This window comes from Synechococcus sp. MW101C3 (genome assembly GCF_002252635.1).
Taxonomy (GTDB): Bacteria; Cyanobacteriota; Cyanobacteriia; order PCC-6307; family Cyanobiaceae; genus MW101C3.
The window spans coordinates 217273-234016 of sequence record NZ_NQKX01000004.1 but is presented as its reverse complement, the minus strand read 5'-3'; the positions used below and the strand labels follow the sequence as shown (position 1 = coordinate 234016).

At 69.6% G+C, this 16744-nt stretch carries 20 protein-coding genes; 11 read left to right on the top strand and 9 right to left on the bottom strand.

Annotation, left to right across the window (positions count from 1 at the left end; all coding sequences use genetic code 11):
* Nucleotides 1-2: 2 nt before the first annotated feature.
* Nucleotides 3-512 carry a DUF1993 family protein gene (locus CJZ80_RS06605; RefSeq protein ID WP_094511328.1) on the bottom strand — a complete coding sequence of 170 codons (510 nt, stop codon included), beginning with the start codon at nucleotides 510-512 and terminating at the stop codon, nucleotides 3-5.
* Between the two features lie 54 nt (nucleotides 513-566).
* The gene (locus tag CJZ80_RS06600) at nucleotides 567-995 is read right to left on the bottom strand and encodes a hypothetical protein (RefSeq protein ID WP_094511326.1); all 429 of its coding nucleotides are present in this window, start codon (nucleotides 993-995) and stop codon (nucleotides 567-569) included.
* A gap of 588 nt (nucleotides 996-1583) precedes the next feature.
* On the opposite strand from CJZ80_RS06600, the gene CJZ80_RS06595 reads away from it, so the two are divergent.
* Together CJZ80_RS06595 and CJZ80_RS06590 are read left to right on the top strand one after the other, a co-directional pair.
* Entirely contained in the window at nucleotides 1584-2333 is a 750-nt protein-coding gene (locus tag CJZ80_RS06595; RefSeq protein ID WP_158217442.1) for a GGDEF domain-containing protein, read from the top strand.
* A 24-nt stretch (nucleotides 2334-2357) separates the two neighbouring features.
* Nucleotides 2358-2801, top strand: coding sequence for a PPC domain-containing DNA-binding protein (locus CJZ80_RS06590; RefSeq protein ID WP_094511322.1), 444 nt, complete (start codon nucleotides 2358-2360; stop codon nucleotides 2799-2801).
* On the opposite strand, the gene CJZ80_RS06585 is transcribed toward CJZ80_RS06590, so the two are convergent.
* Nucleotides 2793-3482, bottom strand: coding sequence for a TetR/AcrR family transcriptional regulator (locus CJZ80_RS06585; RefSeq protein ID WP_094511320.1), 690 nt, complete (start codon nucleotides 3480-3482; stop codon nucleotides 2793-2795). The genes CJZ80_RS06590 and CJZ80_RS06585 overlap by 9 nt on opposite strands.
* 231 nt (nucleotides 3483-3713) lie before the next feature.
* On the opposite strand from CJZ80_RS06585, the gene CJZ80_RS06580 reads away from it, so the two are divergent.
* The 9 genes from CJZ80_RS06580 to CJZ80_RS06540 all read left to right on the top strand — a co-directional run bounded on the left by CJZ80_RS06580 (nucleotide 3714) and on the right by CJZ80_RS06540 (nucleotide 11781).
* Nucleotides 3714-4478, top strand: a complete 765-nt coding sequence (locus tag CJZ80_RS06580; protein ID WP_094511318.1) for a Coq4 family protein — start codon at nucleotides 3714-3716, stop codon at nucleotides 4476-4478.
* Nucleotides 4475-5686: an MFS transporter gene (locus CJZ80_RS06575; protein ID WP_094511316.1), complete on the top strand. Its 1212-nt coding sequence runs from the start codon at nucleotides 4475-4477 to the stop codon at nucleotides 5684-5686. Before CJZ80_RS06580 ends, CJZ80_RS06575 begins: the two co-directional genes overlap by 4 nt.
* Before the next feature lie 69 nt (nucleotides 5687-5755).
* Nucleotides 5756-6766: a lytic transglycosylase domain-containing protein gene (locus tag CJZ80_RS06570; RefSeq protein WP_094511314.1), complete on the top strand. Its 1011-nt coding sequence runs from the start codon at nucleotides 5756-5758 to the stop codon at nucleotides 6764-6766.
* A gap of 83 nt (nucleotides 6767-6849) precedes the next feature.
* Nucleotides 6850-7107: a hypothetical protein gene (locus CJZ80_RS06565; RefSeq protein ID WP_094511311.1), complete on the top strand. Its 258-nt coding sequence runs from the start codon at nucleotides 6850-6852 to the stop codon at nucleotides 7105-7107.
* Between the two features lie 9 nt (nucleotides 7108-7116).
* Nucleotides 7117-7935: a methyltransferase domain-containing protein gene (locus CJZ80_RS06560; RefSeq protein WP_094511306.1), complete on the top strand. Its 819-nt coding sequence runs from the start codon at nucleotides 7117-7119 to the stop codon at nucleotides 7933-7935.
* A gap of 26 nt (nucleotides 7936-7961) precedes the next feature.
* Nucleotides 7962-8879 (top strand): oxidoreductase, encoded by a 918-nt coding sequence (locus tag CJZ80_RS06555; RefSeq protein ID WP_094511301.1) that lies wholly within the window; start codon nucleotides 7962-7964, stop codon nucleotides 8877-8879.
* Nucleotides 8876-10141, top strand: a complete 1266-nt coding sequence (locus CJZ80_RS06550) for an extracellular solute-binding protein (protein ID WP_094511296.1) — start codon at nucleotides 8876-8878, stop codon at nucleotides 10139-10141. Before CJZ80_RS06555 ends, CJZ80_RS06550 begins: the two co-directional genes overlap by 4 nt.
* A gap of 10 nt (nucleotides 10142-10151) precedes the next feature.
* Complete coding sequence (locus tag CJZ80_RS06545) at nucleotides 10152-11372, top strand: mechanosensitive ion channel family protein (protein WP_094511291.1); 1221 nt, start codon at nucleotides 10152-10154, stop codon at nucleotides 11370-11372.
* A 61-nt stretch (nucleotides 11373-11433) separates the two neighbouring features.
* Nucleotides 11434-11781 carry a hypothetical protein gene (locus CJZ80_RS06540; RefSeq protein ID WP_094511286.1) on the top strand — a complete coding sequence of 116 codons (348 nt, stop codon included), beginning with the start codon at nucleotides 11434-11436 and terminating at the stop codon, nucleotides 11779-11781.
* A gap of 183 nt (nucleotides 11782-11964) precedes the next feature.
* Here CJZ80_RS06540 and CJZ80_RS06535 read toward each other — a convergent pair whose 3' ends face one another.
* From CJZ80_RS06535 to CJZ80_RS06510, 6 genes are all read right to left on the bottom strand, one after another.
* Nucleotides 11965-12477 (bottom strand): HPP family protein, encoded by a 513-nt coding sequence (locus tag CJZ80_RS06535; RefSeq protein ID WP_094511281.1) that lies wholly within the window; start codon nucleotides 12475-12477, stop codon nucleotides 11965-11967.
* Entirely contained in the window at nucleotides 12474-12749 is a 276-nt protein-coding gene (locus tag CJZ80_RS06530; RefSeq protein ID WP_094511277.1) for an MSMEG_0570 family nitrogen starvation response protein, read from the bottom strand. Before CJZ80_RS06530 ends, CJZ80_RS06535 begins: the two co-directional genes overlap by 4 nt.
* Nucleotides 12750-12819: 70 nt before the next feature.
* Entirely contained in the window at nucleotides 12820-13818 is a 999-nt protein-coding gene (locus CJZ80_RS06525) for a sll0787 family AIR synthase-like protein (RefSeq protein WP_094511272.1), read from the bottom strand.
* On the bottom strand, nucleotides 13815-14459 hold the full coding sequence (locus CJZ80_RS06520) for an MSMEG_0567/Sll0786 family nitrogen starvation N-acetyltransferase (RefSeq protein WP_094511267.1): 645 nt from the start codon (nucleotides 14457-14459) through the stop codon (nucleotides 13815-13817). The genes CJZ80_RS06525 and CJZ80_RS06520 overlap by 4 nt, the downstream gene beginning before the upstream one ends.
* A complete protein-coding gene (locus CJZ80_RS06515) occupies nucleotides 14459-15625 on the bottom strand; it encodes an MSMEG_0568 family radical SAM protein (protein WP_094511262.1) in 1167 nt (388 codons plus the stop codon). Before CJZ80_RS06515 ends, CJZ80_RS06520 begins: the two co-directional genes overlap by 1 nt.
* Nucleotides 15618-16742, bottom strand: a complete 1125-nt coding sequence (locus tag CJZ80_RS06510) for a Nit6803 family nitrilase (protein WP_094511257.1) — start codon at nucleotides 16740-16742, stop codon at nucleotides 15618-15620. The genes CJZ80_RS06515 and CJZ80_RS06510 overlap by 8 nt, the downstream gene beginning before the upstream one ends.
* Nucleotides 16743-16744: the final 2 nt, after the last annotated feature.

Here is a 16744-nt window from a genome sequence, read left to right as displayed (position 1 = left end):
GCTCAGGGGGCCCCGAGGAAATCGCGCTTGCCGATCACCACGCCGTTGTGGCGCAGGATCGCGTACGTGGTGGTGGTGTGGAAGTAGACGTTGGGCAGAACAAAGGCTGAAAGGAACGGCCAGCCCGCCATCGTGATCGTTTCACCCTTGCCGATCGGCACGGTGATCGGGCGCTCTTCGCCCCCATCGATCTGCTCGGCGCTGAAGCCGTCGAGATAGGCGATCGATTCCCGCAGGCGTTCGATCAGCGCCTCCAGGCTCTCCTCATTGTCCGCCATCGGCGGCGCCTCCAGGCCGGCCAGCCGGGCCACGCCGCGGCGGGCCACGTCGCTGGCGATCTGCACCTGGCGCGCCAGGGGGAACATGTCGGGGTAGAGACGGCTGGTGAGCAGCACGGCGGAGTCGAACCCCTGCACCCGGGCATGCGCGAGGGCCTTCTCCAGCAGGTGGATCAGGTTGGTGAGGGCGCGCCGCAGCGGCGGCACGGACGCCTGGTGAAGGGTCAGGTCCATGGATGCACCGAAAGCCTCAGCTGCCCGCCAAGGCTATGGGCTGCAGGCGCCGCCTCAGCTGGCTGGAGCAGGCGCCTGTGACGCAGGTTTGCGGGGCGCGCCATTAAACATCAGCTTCACCAGGTTGCGGCCGTCCGGCGAGATCAACACCTCGGTTTCGAGGGTGGCGGGCTGCTGGCGTTCCACCCAGGCGGGGGGGCCGCCGAGGAAGCGGAACAGAAAGCCATCGGGGCTGCGCTTCACCAGGCAGGGGTTGTCGGTGGAGGCGGTGACGAACATGCACGGCGCCGGCCGGTAGGCCTGCAGGCCGCCGTTGAGTGCCACCGCATAGGTGCGGGCGAAGTTGATGGCCCGCACCTCCTCGATCGGCACGCGCCACTGGGCCAGGGAGGCGGAGGAGCTGGCGGCGATCAGGGCAGACACGGCCAAGGGTGCCAGCAGGGCCGTTTTCACCCGGCGGGCCGTGAATGAGAGCAATGTCATGGCAGCAGTGTCATGGCAACAGGGGCGATGCCTTCACCATGACCACAGGGAAGAAACGCGTCAACCCGTGCCGGAGGCCTGGGCCGGGAGCAGCGGTGCGCCTGCGGGTGGCCACCGAGCACCAGAGGGAACAGCAGTGGTGCTGTCTTGTACAGATGTAAACGCGCTCCCGTTGATTGACGCCCGCAATTGCTATCCTTAAATGAAGGTATTGCTTTCCATACGGACTTGTCATGGCTGTGGCCTCAGGTTCATCCACTCGATGATGGAGAGCAGAGTCTTACGATGGCGGCGAGCTAGCTGGAGGTGGCGAATGGAGCCACCGCCCTCCGAGCGCGAAAACAGTGACAGCCAATACAAAATGCAGCGCACTGACTCTTGCGTTTCCCCCATCGTTTTTCAACGGATGCAAAGGGAGAGACCCATGCGTGCCGTTGATTTTCCCGCAAGTGGGCCTGTCCACGCCAACGTCGTTGGCCCTTTCCAAGTCACACGTTGCGTGAGCGGCCTCCCGGGCACGCAATGTCATGGCCCCGCACGGCAACAGACCGAGCCCCATGCCACGGGCATTGCAGCATGAAGGTGTCCATGAGGCAGCTGATCCAGAGCCTCGGCACCTTTCCCACGGTGCTGATCGTCACCACCTTTTCGGTTGTTTGCTCCGTAGCGCTCACCTCAACTCTCTGCTTCTTCGAGCAATGTGAGGCCCCGCGAATCGCCGTTGCCACTGCCATCGCCATTCCTGCGATGGTCGCGCCGCTGGCTACCTGGCCGCTGGTGGACCTGGTGATGCAGATCGATAGCCTCGAGAAGGAAATGCGCGCGATGGCCACCTTCGACCAGCTGACGGGATTGCTGACGCGGCAGGCCATCTTTGATCAGATCCAGCAAGTGATGCACCTGGCCGAGCGCGAGCAGCGCCATGTTTCCTTGCTTGCGTTGGATCTCGATCGTTTCAAGGACATCAACGACACCCACGGCCATGCTGGCGGCGATGAAGTGCTCAAGAGCTTTGCGATCACGGTGAAAGCGGTTCTGCGCAAGAGCGACTATCTCGGCCGCATCGGCGGCGAAGAATTCATCATCTTTCTTCCCAATACCTCAGAGGAGGCTGCGCTCGCACTCTCAGAGCGGCTGCATCAGGCGATCCGGGAGTCTCTGGTGGCCTATGAACAATCCTCCATTCGCTATTCAGCGAGCATCGGCCTGGTTTCCATGGTGCCCTCTGCCGAGATCAGCCTTGAGGAGATTCTCAAGCGAGCCGATGATCTTCTTTACCTTGCCAAACGGCAAGGCAGAGATTGCACCGTTTCCTACAACGATGGAAAACCAGGCTGAATCCAACCCACCCCCCAATCAACCGTGTCCTACCTGCCGCTGCGGCTGCCTCCCGGTGAGGATCTTCGCCATGCCCTGGAAGCCACAGCCACGGCACCAGGCAGCGGTTCATTCGTTGTTTCCGGCATCGGCAGCCTCTGGCATCCCAGGCTCCGCTTCGCCGCCGCTGAAGCGGAAACCCAGCTCGAAGGGGCGTTCGAAATCCTGTCGCTCTCAGGGTCGATCACCGCAGAAGGCGCCCATCTGCACATCGCCGTGGCCGATGGCCAGGGGCAGGTGATCGGCGGCCACCTCTGCTACGGCAGCCGCGTGCGCACCACAGCCGAAATCCTGACGGTCCGCCCCGAAGGCTGGCAGCTGCGCCGCCTTCACGATGCCGCCACCGGCTACCTGGAACTCCAGGTGCAGGCGCTGCCGGGCGACATGGGGCCCACCGGCGCGCAACCCGCCGCTGCGGGTTCAGCCTGAGGCCGCCTCACCTGGGCCGCGGCCGGTGGTCATGCGGCGGCGCAGGTAAGCCACCGCCAACTGCACCGTTTCCTGCAGCAACTGCGCGCGGAACGGCGGCGCCTTCGCCAGTGACAGCCAAAGCAGATTGCCCACCGTCTTCACCAGCACGTAGGCCATCGTGCGTGCGTCGTCCTCGCTGAGCACACAGCCTTCAGCGCCCACGCGGGCGATCAGGGCCGCCGACCAATCCGCCACCAGGCGCACATCAGCCTCCTCCTCGATCGCCAGCAGATCGGCGGTGGCGCTCTGCGCCTCATTGAAGATCGCCTGATAGCCGGGGTGGCTTGTGAAGAAGCGATCGGTGAGCGACACCATCGCTTCGATGTAGGCGTCGAGCGGCAGCGCAGAGGCTTCGCTCTCCTCAAAGGCGGCCAGCTCCCTGTGCAGCTGCTCGCCGTAGCCGCGGGCCAGGCTGCGCAGGATCGCCGCCTTGTCGGGGAAGAACTGATAGAGGGAGCCGATCGGCACGCCGGCATGCGCCGCGATCGCGTTGGTGGTGGTGCTGGCCACGCCCTCGGCCACGAACAAGGCCTCGGCCGCCTCCAGGATCCGCCGCACCCGCTCCTGGCTGCGGGCCTGGCGGGGCTGGCGGCGCAGGCCGGTGGTGGAGACCTGCGCGGGGGTGGAGCGCTGCGTCATGGCCGCAGCCAGGAGCAGGCCGGCACAAAGAGGGGCACGAGCGGGAACTCAGACAGGGATGCAGAAGAGGGCTCAGGCAGAGGCGCGAGCTGGGGCACAGGCGCAGGCAGGCAAGACGAGCAATCCTCGCATTCTCCTTGACAAAGGCGAGGGACACTCATATTTTCACTGATGTGAGCACTCCTCATGTTCAGAGCTCACTGCCCGCACTGACCCTCCGCTCGCCCTTCCATGGCCACCACCCTCTGGCAGTCCACCGCTCACGCCGCTGCTGCCCCGGACACGGGCGCCACCAGCGCCGCAACACTCGCGGACGGCCCCGCCGTCCCGGCCCCGGTCGCCCCCGACCCCCTCTTCCGCATCCTCGGCACCATGCTCGCGATGAGCGGCGGTGACACCAGCCTGGAGCTGGTGGGCGTGCTCACCGACGGGCTGCTCGACACCCCCTCCTACGCACTGGCGGCGCAGCACCTGCGCCACGATCCCGGCTGCGCCGCCCTCATCGACGCCCGCTGGGTGCCGGGTCCGCATGACCTCGATCGGCTGGCGGCCCTGCCGGTGGGCTCGCTCGGCCATGCCTATGCCGCCAGCCTCACCCGGCTCGGCTACGACCCCGACCTGCACGCCGGCATGGAGGCCGGCAGCGAGGCGACCTACGTGGAGGTGCGGCTCAGCCAGACCCACGACCTCTGGCATGTGCTCACCGGCTTCGACACCTCGCTGCTTGGCGAGATCGGCCTGCAGGCCTTTCACCTCGGCCAGTTCCCCTATCCCCTGGGCGCCATGCTCACGGCCCAGGCGCTGCAGTCGATCACGCTGTTCGACCCCGAACAGCTGCCGGCACTGGTGCTGGCCATCCACACCGGGCTGCAGATGGGCCAGCAGGCCCGGCCCCTGTTCGCCCAGCGTTGGGAGGAGGGCTGGGCGAAGCCCCTGCAGCAGTGGCGCCAGGAGCTGAACCTCACGCCCGTGCAGGAGTGGGCCGGGCAGCCATGACCTCCCTCCTGCTGCGGCATCAGCGTTTCCGCTGGCTCTGGCTGGGCCAGACGGTGCTGTTCTGCGGCGTGCAGTTCTGGTTCGTGGCCATCACCTGGCTGATGCTGCAGCGCACCGGCTCGGGCAGCGCCGTGGCGCTGGTGCTGATGGCGGCAGCGCTGCCGCGGGGGCTGCTGATGCTGGTGGGGGGTGCCCTCAGCGATCACCATCCGCCCCGTGCCCTGGCGGTGCGGGCCAGCGCGGTGCTGGCGCTCTGCACCGGCGTGCTCACCCTGCTGGCCGCCCACGGGGCACTGGCACTGGGGCCGGTGATGATGCTGGCGGCCCTGTTCGGCGCCGCCGAGGCCTGCGTCTACCCCGCCGCGATGGCCCTGCTGCCCCTGCTGGTGCAGCCACGGCTGCTGAACCGGGCGCACGCCTGGCTGCAGGGCAGCGAGCAGATCAGCAATGTGGTGGGTCCGGCCCTGGCGGGGGTGGCGCTGGCCATCGGCGGCGCCACGGCCGCGCTCGCCCTCGACGCCGGCGTGCTGCTGCTGGCCGCCTGCTGCTTCGTCCAGCTGCGACCCCGGCCGGCCCTCTGGCACCGGGACGGCGCGGGCGGGCTGCTGCGGGGACTGCGCGAAGGCTGTGTGTTCGCCTGGCGCCACGGGGCGATCCGCACCGGTCTGGGGCTGATCGCGATGATCAACCTGGCCGTGCTCGGCCCGGTGGTGATCGGCGTGGTGGAGCTGGTGAGCCTGCGTTACGGGGGAGGAGCCGCCACCTTCGGCGCGCTGCAGGCCGCCTACGGCGTGGGTGCCCTGGTGGGCGTGGCGCTGGCCGGCCGGCTCGACCGCTTCCGGCTGGATCAGCCCTCGTCGGCGCTGGGCTGGCTCTCCGCCGCCCTGGGGCTGGGCCTGCTGGGGCTGGCCGCCGCCGGCGAAGCCTGGGTGGCCGCTGCCGTGCTGGCGGCGATGGGGGTGGGCGGGGGCCTGGTGGGGGTGATGGCCACGGTGTGGCTGCAGCGGGAAACACCGGCAGCGCTGCAGGGCCGCGTGATGGCGCTGGCGATGGTGGCGGGGGTGGCCTTCGATCCGCTTTCCCAGGCCCTGGCGGGCCTGCTGCTGGATGTGTCGCTCACGGCGGTGTTCCTCGCGGGCGGCGGCGCCCTGCTGCTCACCGCCCTGCTGGTGCTGCGCCCCGTACGAGCCGGTGGCGTTCACCCCTAGCGTTGGCGCCGAAAACCCTGCCGCTGCCCCGCCGTGCCCAGGCTTTCCCCCCCTCAGCTGCTGATTGGCATGGGCGTCGCGGCGGCGCTGCTGGGCGGCGGCCTGCTGCTGCGCCCTGCCCTGGAGGCCTCGCGCGCCGCCGGCACCGAACCGGCCAGCACGCCAGCCACCCCGCCGGACCCCGCAGCGGCAGACAGCCTGGCGGTGGGGCCGCGCCTGCCGCAGCTGCCCACCGATCCGGCCCTGCCCACCCACGCCGACGGGCGCCACTACCCATTGGTGCCGGCGGATCCGCGGCAGCTGGCCGCGCTGCTGGCGGCGGTGGAGGAGGCCCTGCGCGCCGAAGCCACCCCCGCAGAGGCGCTGCCGGCCCTCGGCCATCAGCAGCAGGTGATCTACCGGGTGCTGGCGCACCGGCAACCGCTCGCCGCCGAGGTGCGCGGTTCGCTGCCGCCCCGCTGGCTCAGTGTCTACGACCGGCACCTGCTGGCGCGGCGCTCCTTCCTGGCCATGCACCGCAGCGACCGGCGGCCCACCAGCCTGCCCAGCTGGCGCATCCTGCCGCCACCGCCGCTGGAGCAGCTGGTGCGCTCCTACAAGCAGGCCGAGCAGGCCACCGGCATCGACTGGGAGGTGCTGGCGGCCGTGAACCTGGTGGAGAGCGGCATGGGGCGCATCGATGGGGTGTCGGTGGCGAACGCCCAGGGGCCGATGCAGTTCCTGCCCACCACCTGGGCCCAGCCCGGTGTGGGCAAGGGCAACATCCGCGATCCCCACGACGCCATCCAGGCCGCCGCCCGCTACCTGGTAAGGCGCGGTGGCCTCAAGGACATCCGCAAGGGCCTGTGGGGCTACAACAACAGCGACAACTACGGCCGCGCCGTGCTGGCCTACGCGTCGTTGATCCAGGAGGACCCCCGCGCCCTGATCGGCCTCTACCACTGGGAAATCCACTACGCCGCCGCCGCTGGCGACCTGTGGCTGCCGGTGGGCTATGCCCAGAACCAGCCGGTCGCGGTGACGGCTCACCTGCGGCGCCAGCCGGCCAGCGCACCGCCGCCGGGCTCCTCCGGCTACTGAGCCGGGTCGCGACGCCGACCAGCGAATCGGGCGAGGCGTCACCGCCGGGGGCCAAACTGCTCACGACTGCGCCCGACACCTCCATGGCCCTGGATCTCAATGACCCGGAGCTTGAGTTCTCCGACCTCGTGTACGCCTACCAGAGCTGGGTGATGGCGGTGATCAACGACGAAAAGCTGGGCGGCGAAGCAACCCTGCTCACCGACGACATCGCCGAGGACGCCCTCAACGCCATGCGCTTTCTCTCCGGCGAGGTGACCTCCGCGATCGAAACCAGCCTCGCCCGCGTCTACGACGTGGACCCCGACGAACTGGCCAGCCTGCTGTTCCCGGAGGACTGAGCCGCGGTGATGGCCCCCGACCGCTACGTGCTCGGCAGCTCCGACGCGGAGATCGAGCGGTTGCGGGTGCAGCACGCGCTGTGGCTGCCTTCCGCCCGTGCCGCCTGGCAGCGCGCCGGGCTGCAGCCGGGCCAGGCGGTGCTGGATCTGGGCGCCGGGCCAGGCTTCTCCAGCCTGGAGCTGGCGCGGCTGGTGGGGCCCGGCGGGCGGGTGCTCGGCCTGGAGCTGAGCCCCACGTATCTGGAAGTGGCCCGCGCCGCGGCCCAGGCCGCCGGGCTGCCGCAACTGGAGCTGCGCGCCCACAACCTCAGCTGTGATCCACTGCCGGCGGAGGGCTTCCAGCTGGCCTGGTGCCGCTGGGTGGCGATGTTCCTGCCCACGCTGGAGCCGCTGCTGGACGGGCTGTCCCGCTGCATGGCCGCAGGCGGGCGGGTGGTACTGCATGAATACGTGCACTGGCGCAGCTTCGGGCTGTACCCGAACGGAGCGGCCGTGTCCCGTTTCGCCGAGGCCGCCTACGCCAGCTTCGAGGCGGCCGGCGGTGATCCGGATGTGAACCGGCGGCTGCCGGCACTGCTGGCGGCGCGGGGCTTTCAGATCGACGCCTTGCAACCGCTGGCCCTGGTGGGGCGGCCGGGCGATGCGGTGGCGCGCTGGCTGGAGCGCTTCGTGGTCATCTACGGGCAGGAGCTGATCCGCCAGGGCCGCTGGAGTGCTGAGGAGGCGGCGCTGGTGGCCGCCGAGATCGATGCCGCCCACCGGCAGAGTGGCGCGCTGTGGGTGGCGCCCACCGTGCTGGAGCTCCAGGCGACACAGTGGAACGCGTGAATGCCCGCCGCCCAGCCGCTCCCCCCATGCCCTGGACCGCTGACGCCATCCCCGACCAGAGCGGTCGGATCGCTTTGATCACCGGAGCCAACAGTGGCCTGGGGCTGGAATCGGCCCGGGCGTTGGCGGCCCATGGCGCCACCGTGGTGCTGGCCTGCCGCAGCCGGCGGAAGGGCGAGGCGGCCCGCAGCGAGCTGATCGCCAGCGTGCGGGGCGGCGGCGGGCTGGAGGTGCTGGAGCTGGATCTGGCTGATCTGCAGAGCATCCGCCGCGCCAGCCAGTGGCTGGCCGACCAGTACGGCCGGCTGGATCTGCTGCTCAACAACGCCGGCGTGATGGCGCCGCCGCGCACGCTCACCCGCGATGGCTTCGAGCTGCAGTTCGGCACCAACCACCTGGGCCACTTCGCCCTCACCCTGCTGCTGCTGCCGCTGCTGCGGGGCCGCAGCGACGCGCGGGTGGTCACGGTCACCTCCGGCGCCCAGTATTTCGGCCGGATCGCCTTTGACGACCTGGCGGCGGAGCAGCGCTACGACCGCTGGGCGGCCTACAGCCAGAGCAAGCTGGCCAATGTGATGTTCGCGCTCGAGCTGCAGGAGCGGCTGGCCGCCGACGGCAGCGGCGTGGCCTCGCTGGCGGCCCATCCCGGCCTGGCGCGCACCAACCTGCAGCCCGCCTCGGTAGCCGCCAATGGCTCGAAGCTGGAAGCGCTCAGCTACCGGCTGATGGATCCCCTGTTCCAGAGCGCGGCGATGGGCGCCCTGCCCCAGCTCCATGCCGCCACCGCGCCCAGCGCCAGGGGCGGTGAGCACTACGGTCCGGATCAATGGGGCGGCATGCGCGGCTGGCCCACCCAGGTGCGGATCGCACCGGCGGCGCTCGATGCCGCCCAGCGGCGGCAGCTGTGGGAGGTGAGCGAAACGCTCACGGGAATCGGCCGATGAAGCGCTGGGGGCGGATCGGCGCCACGGTGGCGGTGCTGCTGGCGCTGAGCGGCTGTGAGGGCGGCATGGCGAACCTGCTGGGCCGTGAGCCGCTGTACATCTACGTGGAGAAGGCCGGGGGCTCGATCGGCAACCCCGCCCAGAACGAAGGCACCACCAGCCAGTCGCAATTGCTGATCGACGGCTTCCGCAAGCTCAACCCCAACGTCGACATCCACGTCAACCACTTTGCGGCCGATCGGATCGTGGAGGCCATGGCCTTTCGCCAGTCGCGCGGCCTGGGGCCCGATCTGGTGGTGAGCCCGGTGGTCACGGCGCTGCGGCTGCACGAGAGGGGGCTCACCGAAGCAGTGGCGTTGAACCCCGTGCAGTTCAATCGCCTGGCGCCCCGCTTCCGCAACGACTTCCTGATCGGCAACCGCTACCTGGCCATTCCGCTGCTGGCCAAGCCCCAGGTGGCCTGCTTCGATCGCCGCCGCGTGAGCGATCCACCCACCACACTCACGGAGCTGCTGGAACTCAGCGCCAAGGGGCTGCAGGTGGGCCTGCCGCTGCAGCTCGCCGACCTGCTGTGGACCGCCAGCAGCTTCGAGGCTGACGACACCCTGTTGCAGCTGGTGGAGCACCCGCCGAGCAAGACAACCTCCACGCCTGTGCTGGTGTCAGCAGACGACCGCAGGCAACTGGAGGAGTGGCTGACCTGGCTGGCCGCCACCAACCTGCAGAGCAATGTGTCCTTCTCGGAAGACGACGCCGATCTGGTGGGCCAGCTGGAGCGAGGCGACCGGGACTGGATCAGCTGCAACGGCAACTGGCTGGAGCCGCTCAGCCGCAAGCTGGGCCAGAACCTGGGCATGTCGGTGCTGCCGGGGGCGGAGGGCCGTCCGGCGAAACCGATCACCGCCTTGCGGGTGTGGAGTTTCGGGCGCCATTCCACGGGCCGTCAACGGAAATTGGCAGAGGCCTTTGTGTTGTTCAGCCTCAACAAGGTGAACCAGCGGGAGATGATGCTCTCCGCCCCCGGCACGCTGCCGGTGAACCCCGATGTGCTGGTTCCCACCAAGAGTTCCCATCGCCTGGCGGCCCTGGCCACGAGCCTGGAGAACTCCCACATGCTGAACTTCAGCAACCCGGAGCAGACCGTGGCGGCCGGCCGGGCGATTGATTTCGTGCTGCAGCGCACGGTGCAAGGAGAGCTCACGCCGGCCGAGGCCACCGCCATGCTGCTCTCCCATCGCCCTGCTGCGGCGCTGGCACCGTGAAGGGCGGCCGATGAACAGCCTGTTGTTTGAATTCACCGGCTGGCTGGGCTACCTGAGCCGGCCGGTGGTGTTGGTGCAATGCCTGAGCGCCGGTGCGCTGCTGGCGTTCTTTCAACTGGTGGTGCGGCCACGGCTGCGCCAGGGGGGCCGCCGGCTGGCGCTGGTGGGAACTGTGGGGTTGCTGCTGGCGCTGCGGCTGAATGCGGCGCTGCTGGAGTGGCTGGGGCAGCCGGCCGGCCTGGCGCTCTACTTCATGCGCATGTATGCGATCTGGCTGTTCCTGGCCTTCCTGCACGAAGCGCTGGTGCTGCGCTTCCCGATCCGCGGGGTGGATCGTCTGTTCAACCAGCTGGTTCGGCCGTTGTACGTGCTGCTGGTGGCGGGATCGCTGGTGAACCAGCTCGATTCGCTCGAGGATGTGGCCGACATCCCCTTGTTGCCGGTGTTCGGTGACACGATCACCACCGGCAATCTGTTTCTGCTGCTCACAATTCCCTATTTCCTGGTGGCGATCTCCGCCTACCCGGTGAGCTGGCTGGCGCGCCTGCTGCAGGGGCTGCTGCATTTCAGCGACGGCACCCGCGAAGCCACCACGCTGGTGCTGCGTTATCTGCTGATCGGCGCCGGCGTGCTTTGGCTGATGCATCGCGTGGGCCTCAACACCAATGCGATCGCCGCCATCGCCGGGGGGCTGTCGGTGGGCATCGGCTTCGGCATCAAGGAGGTGTTCTCCAACTTCATCAGCGGCCTGTGGCTGCTGTTCGAAGGATCGGTGCGGCCCGGGGAGATCCTGTTCATCGATGGCGATCCCTGCGAGGTGCGCAGCCTCGGCCTGCGGGCGGCCGTGCTCTGGCGCGACCGCGACAATGCCGAACTGGTGATCCCCAACCAGGACTTCTTCACCACGACCACCGTCACCTACACCGGCACCGACCGCCTGCGCCGCAGCCAGTTGGATGTGTCAGCCGCCTACCGCCACGACCCCGCCCAGGTGATCCCTTTGCTGGAGGAGGTGGCCCGCCAATCGCCTCGCGTGCTCAGCCAGCCACCACCCAAAGCGCTGCTGCTCAGCTATGGCGATTCCGGCATCCACTACGGCCTGCGCTACTGGATCGAAGATCCGATGAACAACGGCAGCATCAAAAGCGAAGTGAGCATCGCCGTGTGGAAGCGCTTTGCCGAGGAAGGCATCGAGATGCCCTACCCACAGCAGGTGGTGCATCAGGCGTGAAGCAGGCACCAGGCAGGCAGTTCCTGCAGCATGGGAATGGCGATCCTTCGGCAGGAACGGGATGAGAAGGCTTCACATCGCACTCGCAACAGACAACATCGAAGCCACCATTGACGACTACTCCAGACGCCTGGGCTGCCCGCCCTGCACATCCATTCCCGGGGAGTATGCGTTGTGGCGCACCGAAGCCTTGAATCTCTCCGTGCGCCAGGACTCCGCCCTTCCACCAGGCTCACTGCGCCATCTGGGCTGGGAAGATCCATCAGCCACCGCCTTCACAACCGAAACGGATGTCAACGGCATCCTCTGGGAGCGGTTCGCCGCCCACCATCAGGCCGAGGAGATCAAGGCGTTATGGCCGGAGGTGATCGGCAAGACCCCCCGTGGGCAGCAGGATGACTCCAGGTGAACAGACGGTCGAGTCACATCACCGTCCTGGCGCCGCTGAGCAGAACACAGACAGAGCTCAGCGCCAACGGCAGGTCGAGCCTGAAGTCGAAAACGACGATGCCATGAAGACGCGCTGGCACAGCCGTCACACAGCTGCTTTTTTCTCGACTCAACTCGCTCCACCCCAACCGCATCAAGCCCCTCACCAATACTTCGGATACCTGCCAGCTCTCACGGCGTTGTTATAAACCAGCGCCACCACCGTCACGATCACGGCGCCCAGCACGGTGGGGAAGAGCAGGAAGCCCCAGCCGGGCTGCAGCAGGAACACGATCACCGGGTTGGAGCCGGCCGGGGGATGCACGGTGCCGGTGGCCATCATCAGGGCGATCGCGGTGGCCAGGGCGGCGGCCATGGCCCACCACTGGGAGCCGAACAGGCTGAGGAACAGCAGGCCCACGGCGGTGCTGAGCGTGTGGCCCAGCACGATGTTGCGCGGCTGGGAGAAGGGAACGTCGGGGTAGCCGAAGGCCAGCACGCAGGTGGCGCCGAAGGAGCCGAGCACGAAGGGGGCACTGAGGCCGAGCTGCAGCAGGGCCACGGCGGCGATCGCCAGGAAGCCGCCCAACCAGGCCAGGGCGATGGCCCGGCGGGCGGGCCGGGGAGGGAGCGGCGCCCGGTCACCGCGGAACTTGGCGAAGAAAGAGGAAGTCATGGGGCGCTGATCTGAACGAACTGGTCGGCGGCGTAGGCGGTGGCGGTGTGGCGCAACTTGCTGCGCTCCTCATCGGTGCGCGTGCAGGCGAAGCCATAGCGGGCCCGCACCCGCTCGGACGCCTCAGCCAGCGCGCGCTCGGCGCGCTGCTGCAACTCCGCCACCGGCAGCCGCTCACCGGGTTGGAGGTGCTGCAGGATCACCGTCGAGGGCGAAAAGAGCGTGGTCTGGCGGCCATCGGGCCATTCGAGCTGCAGCAAGACTTCGGGCATGGCAGGGCGGCGAGAGGTGACAGTGAACGCTGAAGCGGAACCAGGCCAGCGAGGCTGAGCGCTGCACCCCCTACCCCGACGGCACCGGGCCGAAGCCGGTGAGCGCCTCGGCGCCGCTCCACACGGTTTCCTCGCCGCCACCGGCCCGTAGGCGCACGCCCGGCTCCGCCGTGAAGTGGCCGATCGGCTGGCAGATGAGTGCCGGTTCGCTGCCCTCCGCCGCGACGGCCGTGCGCAGGGCCGGCTCCTGCTGCGGCGTCACCGCCAGCAGGAAGCCGAAGCTGGGGAAGCAGGCCAGCCAGTCGTCCAGCGGCACGCCCGCCGGCGGCGTGATCGCCTCGAGCTCGAGCGTCAGGCCGCAGCCGGCGCTCTCGCAGAACATCACCGCCGTGCCCACCAGGCCGCCCATGCTGATGTCCTTGGCGGCATGCACCACCCCGTTTTCTGCCAGCTGCGCCGGCAGGGCCAGCTGGCGGCGCAGCAGCTCCGGCGCCGCCTGTGTGGCCGCATCCCAGAAGCGATCCGGATGGCGCATGCGGCCGGCGCCATTCACCAGCAGGAAGCAACGGTCGCCGGGGCGGGCGAAACGGGCCGAGAGCACCGCACCAGCGGCGCTGCCCAGCACCGCCACGGCCAGCGCGTCGTAGGGGCTGTTGAGGTTGGTGTGGCCGCCCACCACCGGCACCGCGAAGCGCGCCGCCGCTGCCTGCAGGCCCGCCAGCACCGGCTCAGCCCGCTCCGCGCCGCGGCACCAGAGGCTGTTCACCAGTGCCAGCGGCCGGCCACCCATCGCGGCGATGTCGCTGAGGTTCACCAGCACGCCGCACCAGCCGGCGAACCAGGGATCCTTGGCCAGCAGGCCCGGATCCATCCCCTCGCTGGCCAGCAGCAGGCGTCCGCTGCAGGCCGGCAGCAGGGCGGCGTCATCGCCGAGCAGGGCAGCCGGGCCGAGCGCGGCGAAGGGCTGGTGGGGGAAATGGGCGGCGGGGCGCTGAATGGCGGTCTTGCCGTGCAGGCCGGCCAGGGCACGCAGCCGTGCCGCCAGCGGCGCCAGGTCGATGCCGCTCATGCCACCGGCCGGCGTTCCCGCGACGGGGTGTAGTAACGGAGGTCGGCCTCCATCAGGTGATGGGGCAGCCCCTTGAGCTCCAGGGTGTCCACCGAGTGCCAGTGCAGGCGCTGGAAGAAGCGCACGTTCTGCTCCTGCACAGTCGCCAGGAAGCGGTCGCAACCCCAGCCGTTCGCGGTGGTCACGGCCTTCCAGATCAGGCCCTTGCCGATCTGGTTGTGGCGGCGGAAGGCGGCGTCCACGCCGAGCCGGCCGCCGTACCAGAGCCTTGGCTCCTGCTCCAGGATCCGCACCACCCCCACCACCGGCCCGCCGCTGCCCGGGCTGGCGCCCGCCCGGTTGGCCCCATGGGCGATCGCCGCGATCGGGGTGGCCTCCGCATCGCGGGCGTCGCGGTCGGAGGCTTCGAACAGATGCTGCTCCTGGCAGAAGATGCGGCGACGCAGATCCCAGTAGCCGGCCAGCAGCGGCGTGCCGGGCCGCAGCAGATGGAAGGAGAAGCGCTCGGAGCAGGCCGAGGGCGAGAGGCGGAAATCCTCGGCGTCGATACCCAGACCCCAGCGCACCGACGGGGTGAAGGCGGCCGGCGCCGAGGTGGGGCTGCGGCCGATGTCGTGGCTGGAGGGGTCAATGAAGAACATCAGGAGCTGGAGGGGCCGCAGCCCGCCTGTGGTGGGGCCGATGGGGCGTCGCTCGTGGCGGCCGCCTGCTCGAACAGCGACAGGGCCGAGCAGGCGCCGCACTTGGCGCAGCCCGCCGACATCGCGGCAGCGCGCAGATCCGATGCCGCCAGCTGCTGGGCCACGGCCGTGTAGATCTCCACCATGAAGGCGGCGCTGGGCGCGGGATGGTGCTCCAGCGGCGTGCCGCTGATCGGCACGAACGGCACCACGAACGGGTACACACCAGCGGCGATCAGGCGCTCGCTGCAGGCCACGATCGCGGCGGCGCTGTCGCCCAGCCCCGCCAGCAGATAGGTGGACACCTCGCCGCGGCCGAACACCGCCACGGCCTGCTCGAACGCCTCGAAGTAGCGCTCCAGGCTCAGCTCCGCCTTGCCCGGCAGGATGCGGCGCCGCACCTCGGGCTCCACCACCTCCAGGTGCATGCCGAGGCTGTCGACGCCGGCGTCCTTCATCCGCTGGAACCAGATCGGATCCTCCGGCGGCTCGCACTGGGCCTGGATCGGCAGGTTCACCCGCGCCTTCACGGCCGCCGCCGTCTCGGCCAGCAGGCGGGCGCCGCGGTCGTCGCTGTTGGGGGTGCCGGTGGTCATCACCAGCTGGCGCACCCCATCGAGCCGCACCGCCGCCTCCGCCACCTCCGCCACCTGCGCCGGGGTCTTGCGCACCAGGGTGCGGCCGTCGTCGAGCGATTGCTCGATGGCGCAGAACTGGCACGACTGGCTGCGGTCGCGGAAGCGGATGCAGGTCTGCAGCAGCGTGGTGGCGAGCACATCGCGGCTGTGCAGCAGCGCGATCGAGCGGTACGGCGTGCCGTCGGCGGTGTGCAGGCCGTAGAAGCGCGGCTCCGGCGGAGCCTCCACCACCGCCAGCGGTGTGGCGGACTCCCGCTGCAGCTCCAGCCCGGCGCCACCGGCCGCCAGGCGGAAGGGGGAGCGCTGGGCGGCGCTGCTGTACACGGGCACCATCACCGTGGTGCCATCCAGGGTGAGGGCGCGGTGGTCGGAGGGGCCGGCCCCGCCGCGGCGGCCCTTGTTGCCGGGCACACCGGGCTCCACCAGGCCCTGCACCTGCAGGTCGGTGACGAGCCGCGCCAGCGCGGCGGCATCCCTGGAGTCAGCCATGGGGCACCGCCTCCGGCAAGGAACTGAGCCGTGGCGGAGGGGCGGAGATCCCCGCAGCCGGGGGCGGCACGGCCGTCAGGGGTGACCGCAAGGCTTCCCGCTGGGGCTCCAGCAAGGGCTCCAGCAGTACGGGCAGGTCAGCAGGCATGGCAGGACCAGCGCCACCACCGGCAGCCGTTGCGTTGCCCCCGTCCCGCTCCTGCACCTGGCGCGCCGGCGTGCGATCGAGACGCAGGCCGAGCAGGTCGGGGCGGCTGTAGTGGCCCACGCTGTCCATCATCCGTTTGCGCTTGGTGATCAGGGCCGGGTCGAGCTCGGCGATCGCCAGCCCTTCCCCCTCCGGCAGCGGACCCGCCAGGTAGCGACCTTCCGGGCTGATCACGGCGGTGTGGCAGCCCCCCTGGCAGGCCTTCTGCAGCGCCGGATCCGGCGTGATCTGATCGAGGTCGGCGGGATCGAGCCAGGCGGTGGAACTCACCACGAAACAGCCCGCCTCCAGCGCGTGGTGCCGCAGGGTCACGGCCGTCTGCTCACTGAAGATCGGGCCCACCAGCGAACCAGGGAACTGGGCGCAGTGGATCTCCTCCCCCTGGGCCATCAGGCTGAAGCGGGCCAGCGGGTTGTAGTGCTCCCAGCAGGCCAGGGCACCGATGCGCCCCAGCGCCGTGGGCACCACCGTGAGGCCGGCGCCATCGCCCTGGCCCCACACCATGCGCTCGTGATACGTGGGGGTGAGCTTGCGCCGCTTCAGCAGCAGCGCGCCGTTGGCGTCGATCAGCAGCTGGGCGTTGTAGAGGCTGCCGCCCTCCCGTTCGTTGATGCCCAGCAGCACGTGCATGGCGTGCTCGCGCGCCGCGGCCGCGATGCGGCGCAGCGCCGGGCCCGGCACCGTCACCGCCTGCTCATAGAGGCGCAGATGGGAGCGCCCCATCAGCGCCGGCGGCTCCACGAAGGAGAAGTAGGGGTAATAGGGAAGAAAGGTTTCGGGGAACACGATCAGCTGCACCCCCTGGCCGGCCGCCTCCGTGATCGCTGCCAGCACCCGCTCCACAGACCCCTCCAGGCTGTGCAGCACCGGACGGATCTGGGCGGCGGCCACGACGATCGGGCCGTTCATCG

Coding starts and splice junctions, on each gene's coding strand:
- CJZ80_RS06605 (WP_094511328.1), bottom strand. CDS start 512: ATGGACCTGACCCTTCACCAGGCGTCCGTGCCGCCGCTGCGGCGCGCC.
- CJZ80_RS06600 (WP_094511326.1), bottom strand. CDS start 995: ATGACATTGCTCTCATTCACGGCCCGCCGGGTGAAAACGGCCCTGCTG.
- CJZ80_RS06595 (WP_158217442.1), top strand. CDS start 1,584: ATGAGGCAGCTGATCCAGAGCCTCGGCACCTTTCCCACGGTGCTGATC.
- CJZ80_RS06585 (WP_094511320.1), bottom strand. CDS start 3,482: ATGACGCAGCGCTCCACCCCCGCGCAGGTCTCCACCACCGGCCTGCGC.
- CJZ80_RS06580 (WP_094511318.1), top strand. CDS start 3,714: ATGGCCACCACCCTCTGGCAGTCCACCGCTCACGCCGCTGCTGCCCCG.
- CJZ80_RS06575 (WP_094511316.1), top strand. CDS start 4,475: ATGACCTCCCTCCTGCTGCGGCATCAGCGTTTCCGCTGGCTCTGGCTG.
- CJZ80_RS06570 (WP_094511314.1), top strand. CDS start 5,756: ATGGGCGTCGCGGCGGCGCTGCTGGGCGGCGGCCTGCTGCTGCGCCCT.
- CJZ80_RS06565 (WP_094511311.1), top strand. CDS start 6,850: ATGGCCCTGGATCTCAATGACCCGGAGCTTGAGTTCTCCGACCTCGTG.
- CJZ80_RS06560 (WP_094511306.1), top strand. CDS start 7,117: ATGGCCCCCGACCGCTACGTGCTCGGCAGCTCCGACGCGGAGATCGAG.
- CJZ80_RS06555 (WP_094511301.1), top strand. CDS start 7,962: ATGCCCTGGACCGCTGACGCCATCCCCGACCAGAGCGGTCGGATCGCT.
- CJZ80_RS06550 (WP_094511296.1), top strand. CDS start 8,876: ATGAAGCGCTGGGGGCGGATCGGCGCCACGGTGGCGGTGCTGCTGGCG.
- CJZ80_RS06545 (WP_094511291.1), top strand. CDS start 10,152: ATGAACAGCCTGTTGTTTGAATTCACCGGCTGGCTGGGCTACCTGAGC.
- CJZ80_RS06540 (WP_094511286.1), top strand. CDS start 11,434: ATGAGAAGGCTTCACATCGCACTCGCAACAGACAACATCGAAGCCACC.
- CJZ80_RS06535 (WP_094511281.1), bottom strand. CDS start 12,477: ATGACTTCCTCTTTCTTCGCCAAGTTCCGCGGTGACCGGGCGCCGCTC.
- CJZ80_RS06530 (WP_094511277.1), bottom strand. CDS start 12,749: ATGCCCGAAGTCTTGCTGCAGCTCGAATGGCCCGATGGCCGCCAGACC.
- CJZ80_RS06525 (WP_094511272.1), bottom strand. CDS start 13,818: ATGAGCGGCATCGACCTGGCGCCGCTGGCGGCACGGCTGCGTGCCCTG.
- CJZ80_RS06520 (WP_094511267.1), bottom strand. CDS start 14,459: ATGTTCTTCATTGACCCCTCCAGCCACGACATCGGCCGCAGCCCCACC.
- CJZ80_RS06515 (WP_094511262.1), bottom strand. CDS start 15,625: ATGGCTGACTCCAGGGATGCCGCCGCGCTGGCGCGGCTCGTCACCGAC.
- CJZ80_RS06510 (WP_094511257.1), bottom strand. CDS start 16,742: ATGAACGGCCCGATCGTCGTGGCCGCCGCCCAGATCCGTCCGGTGCTG.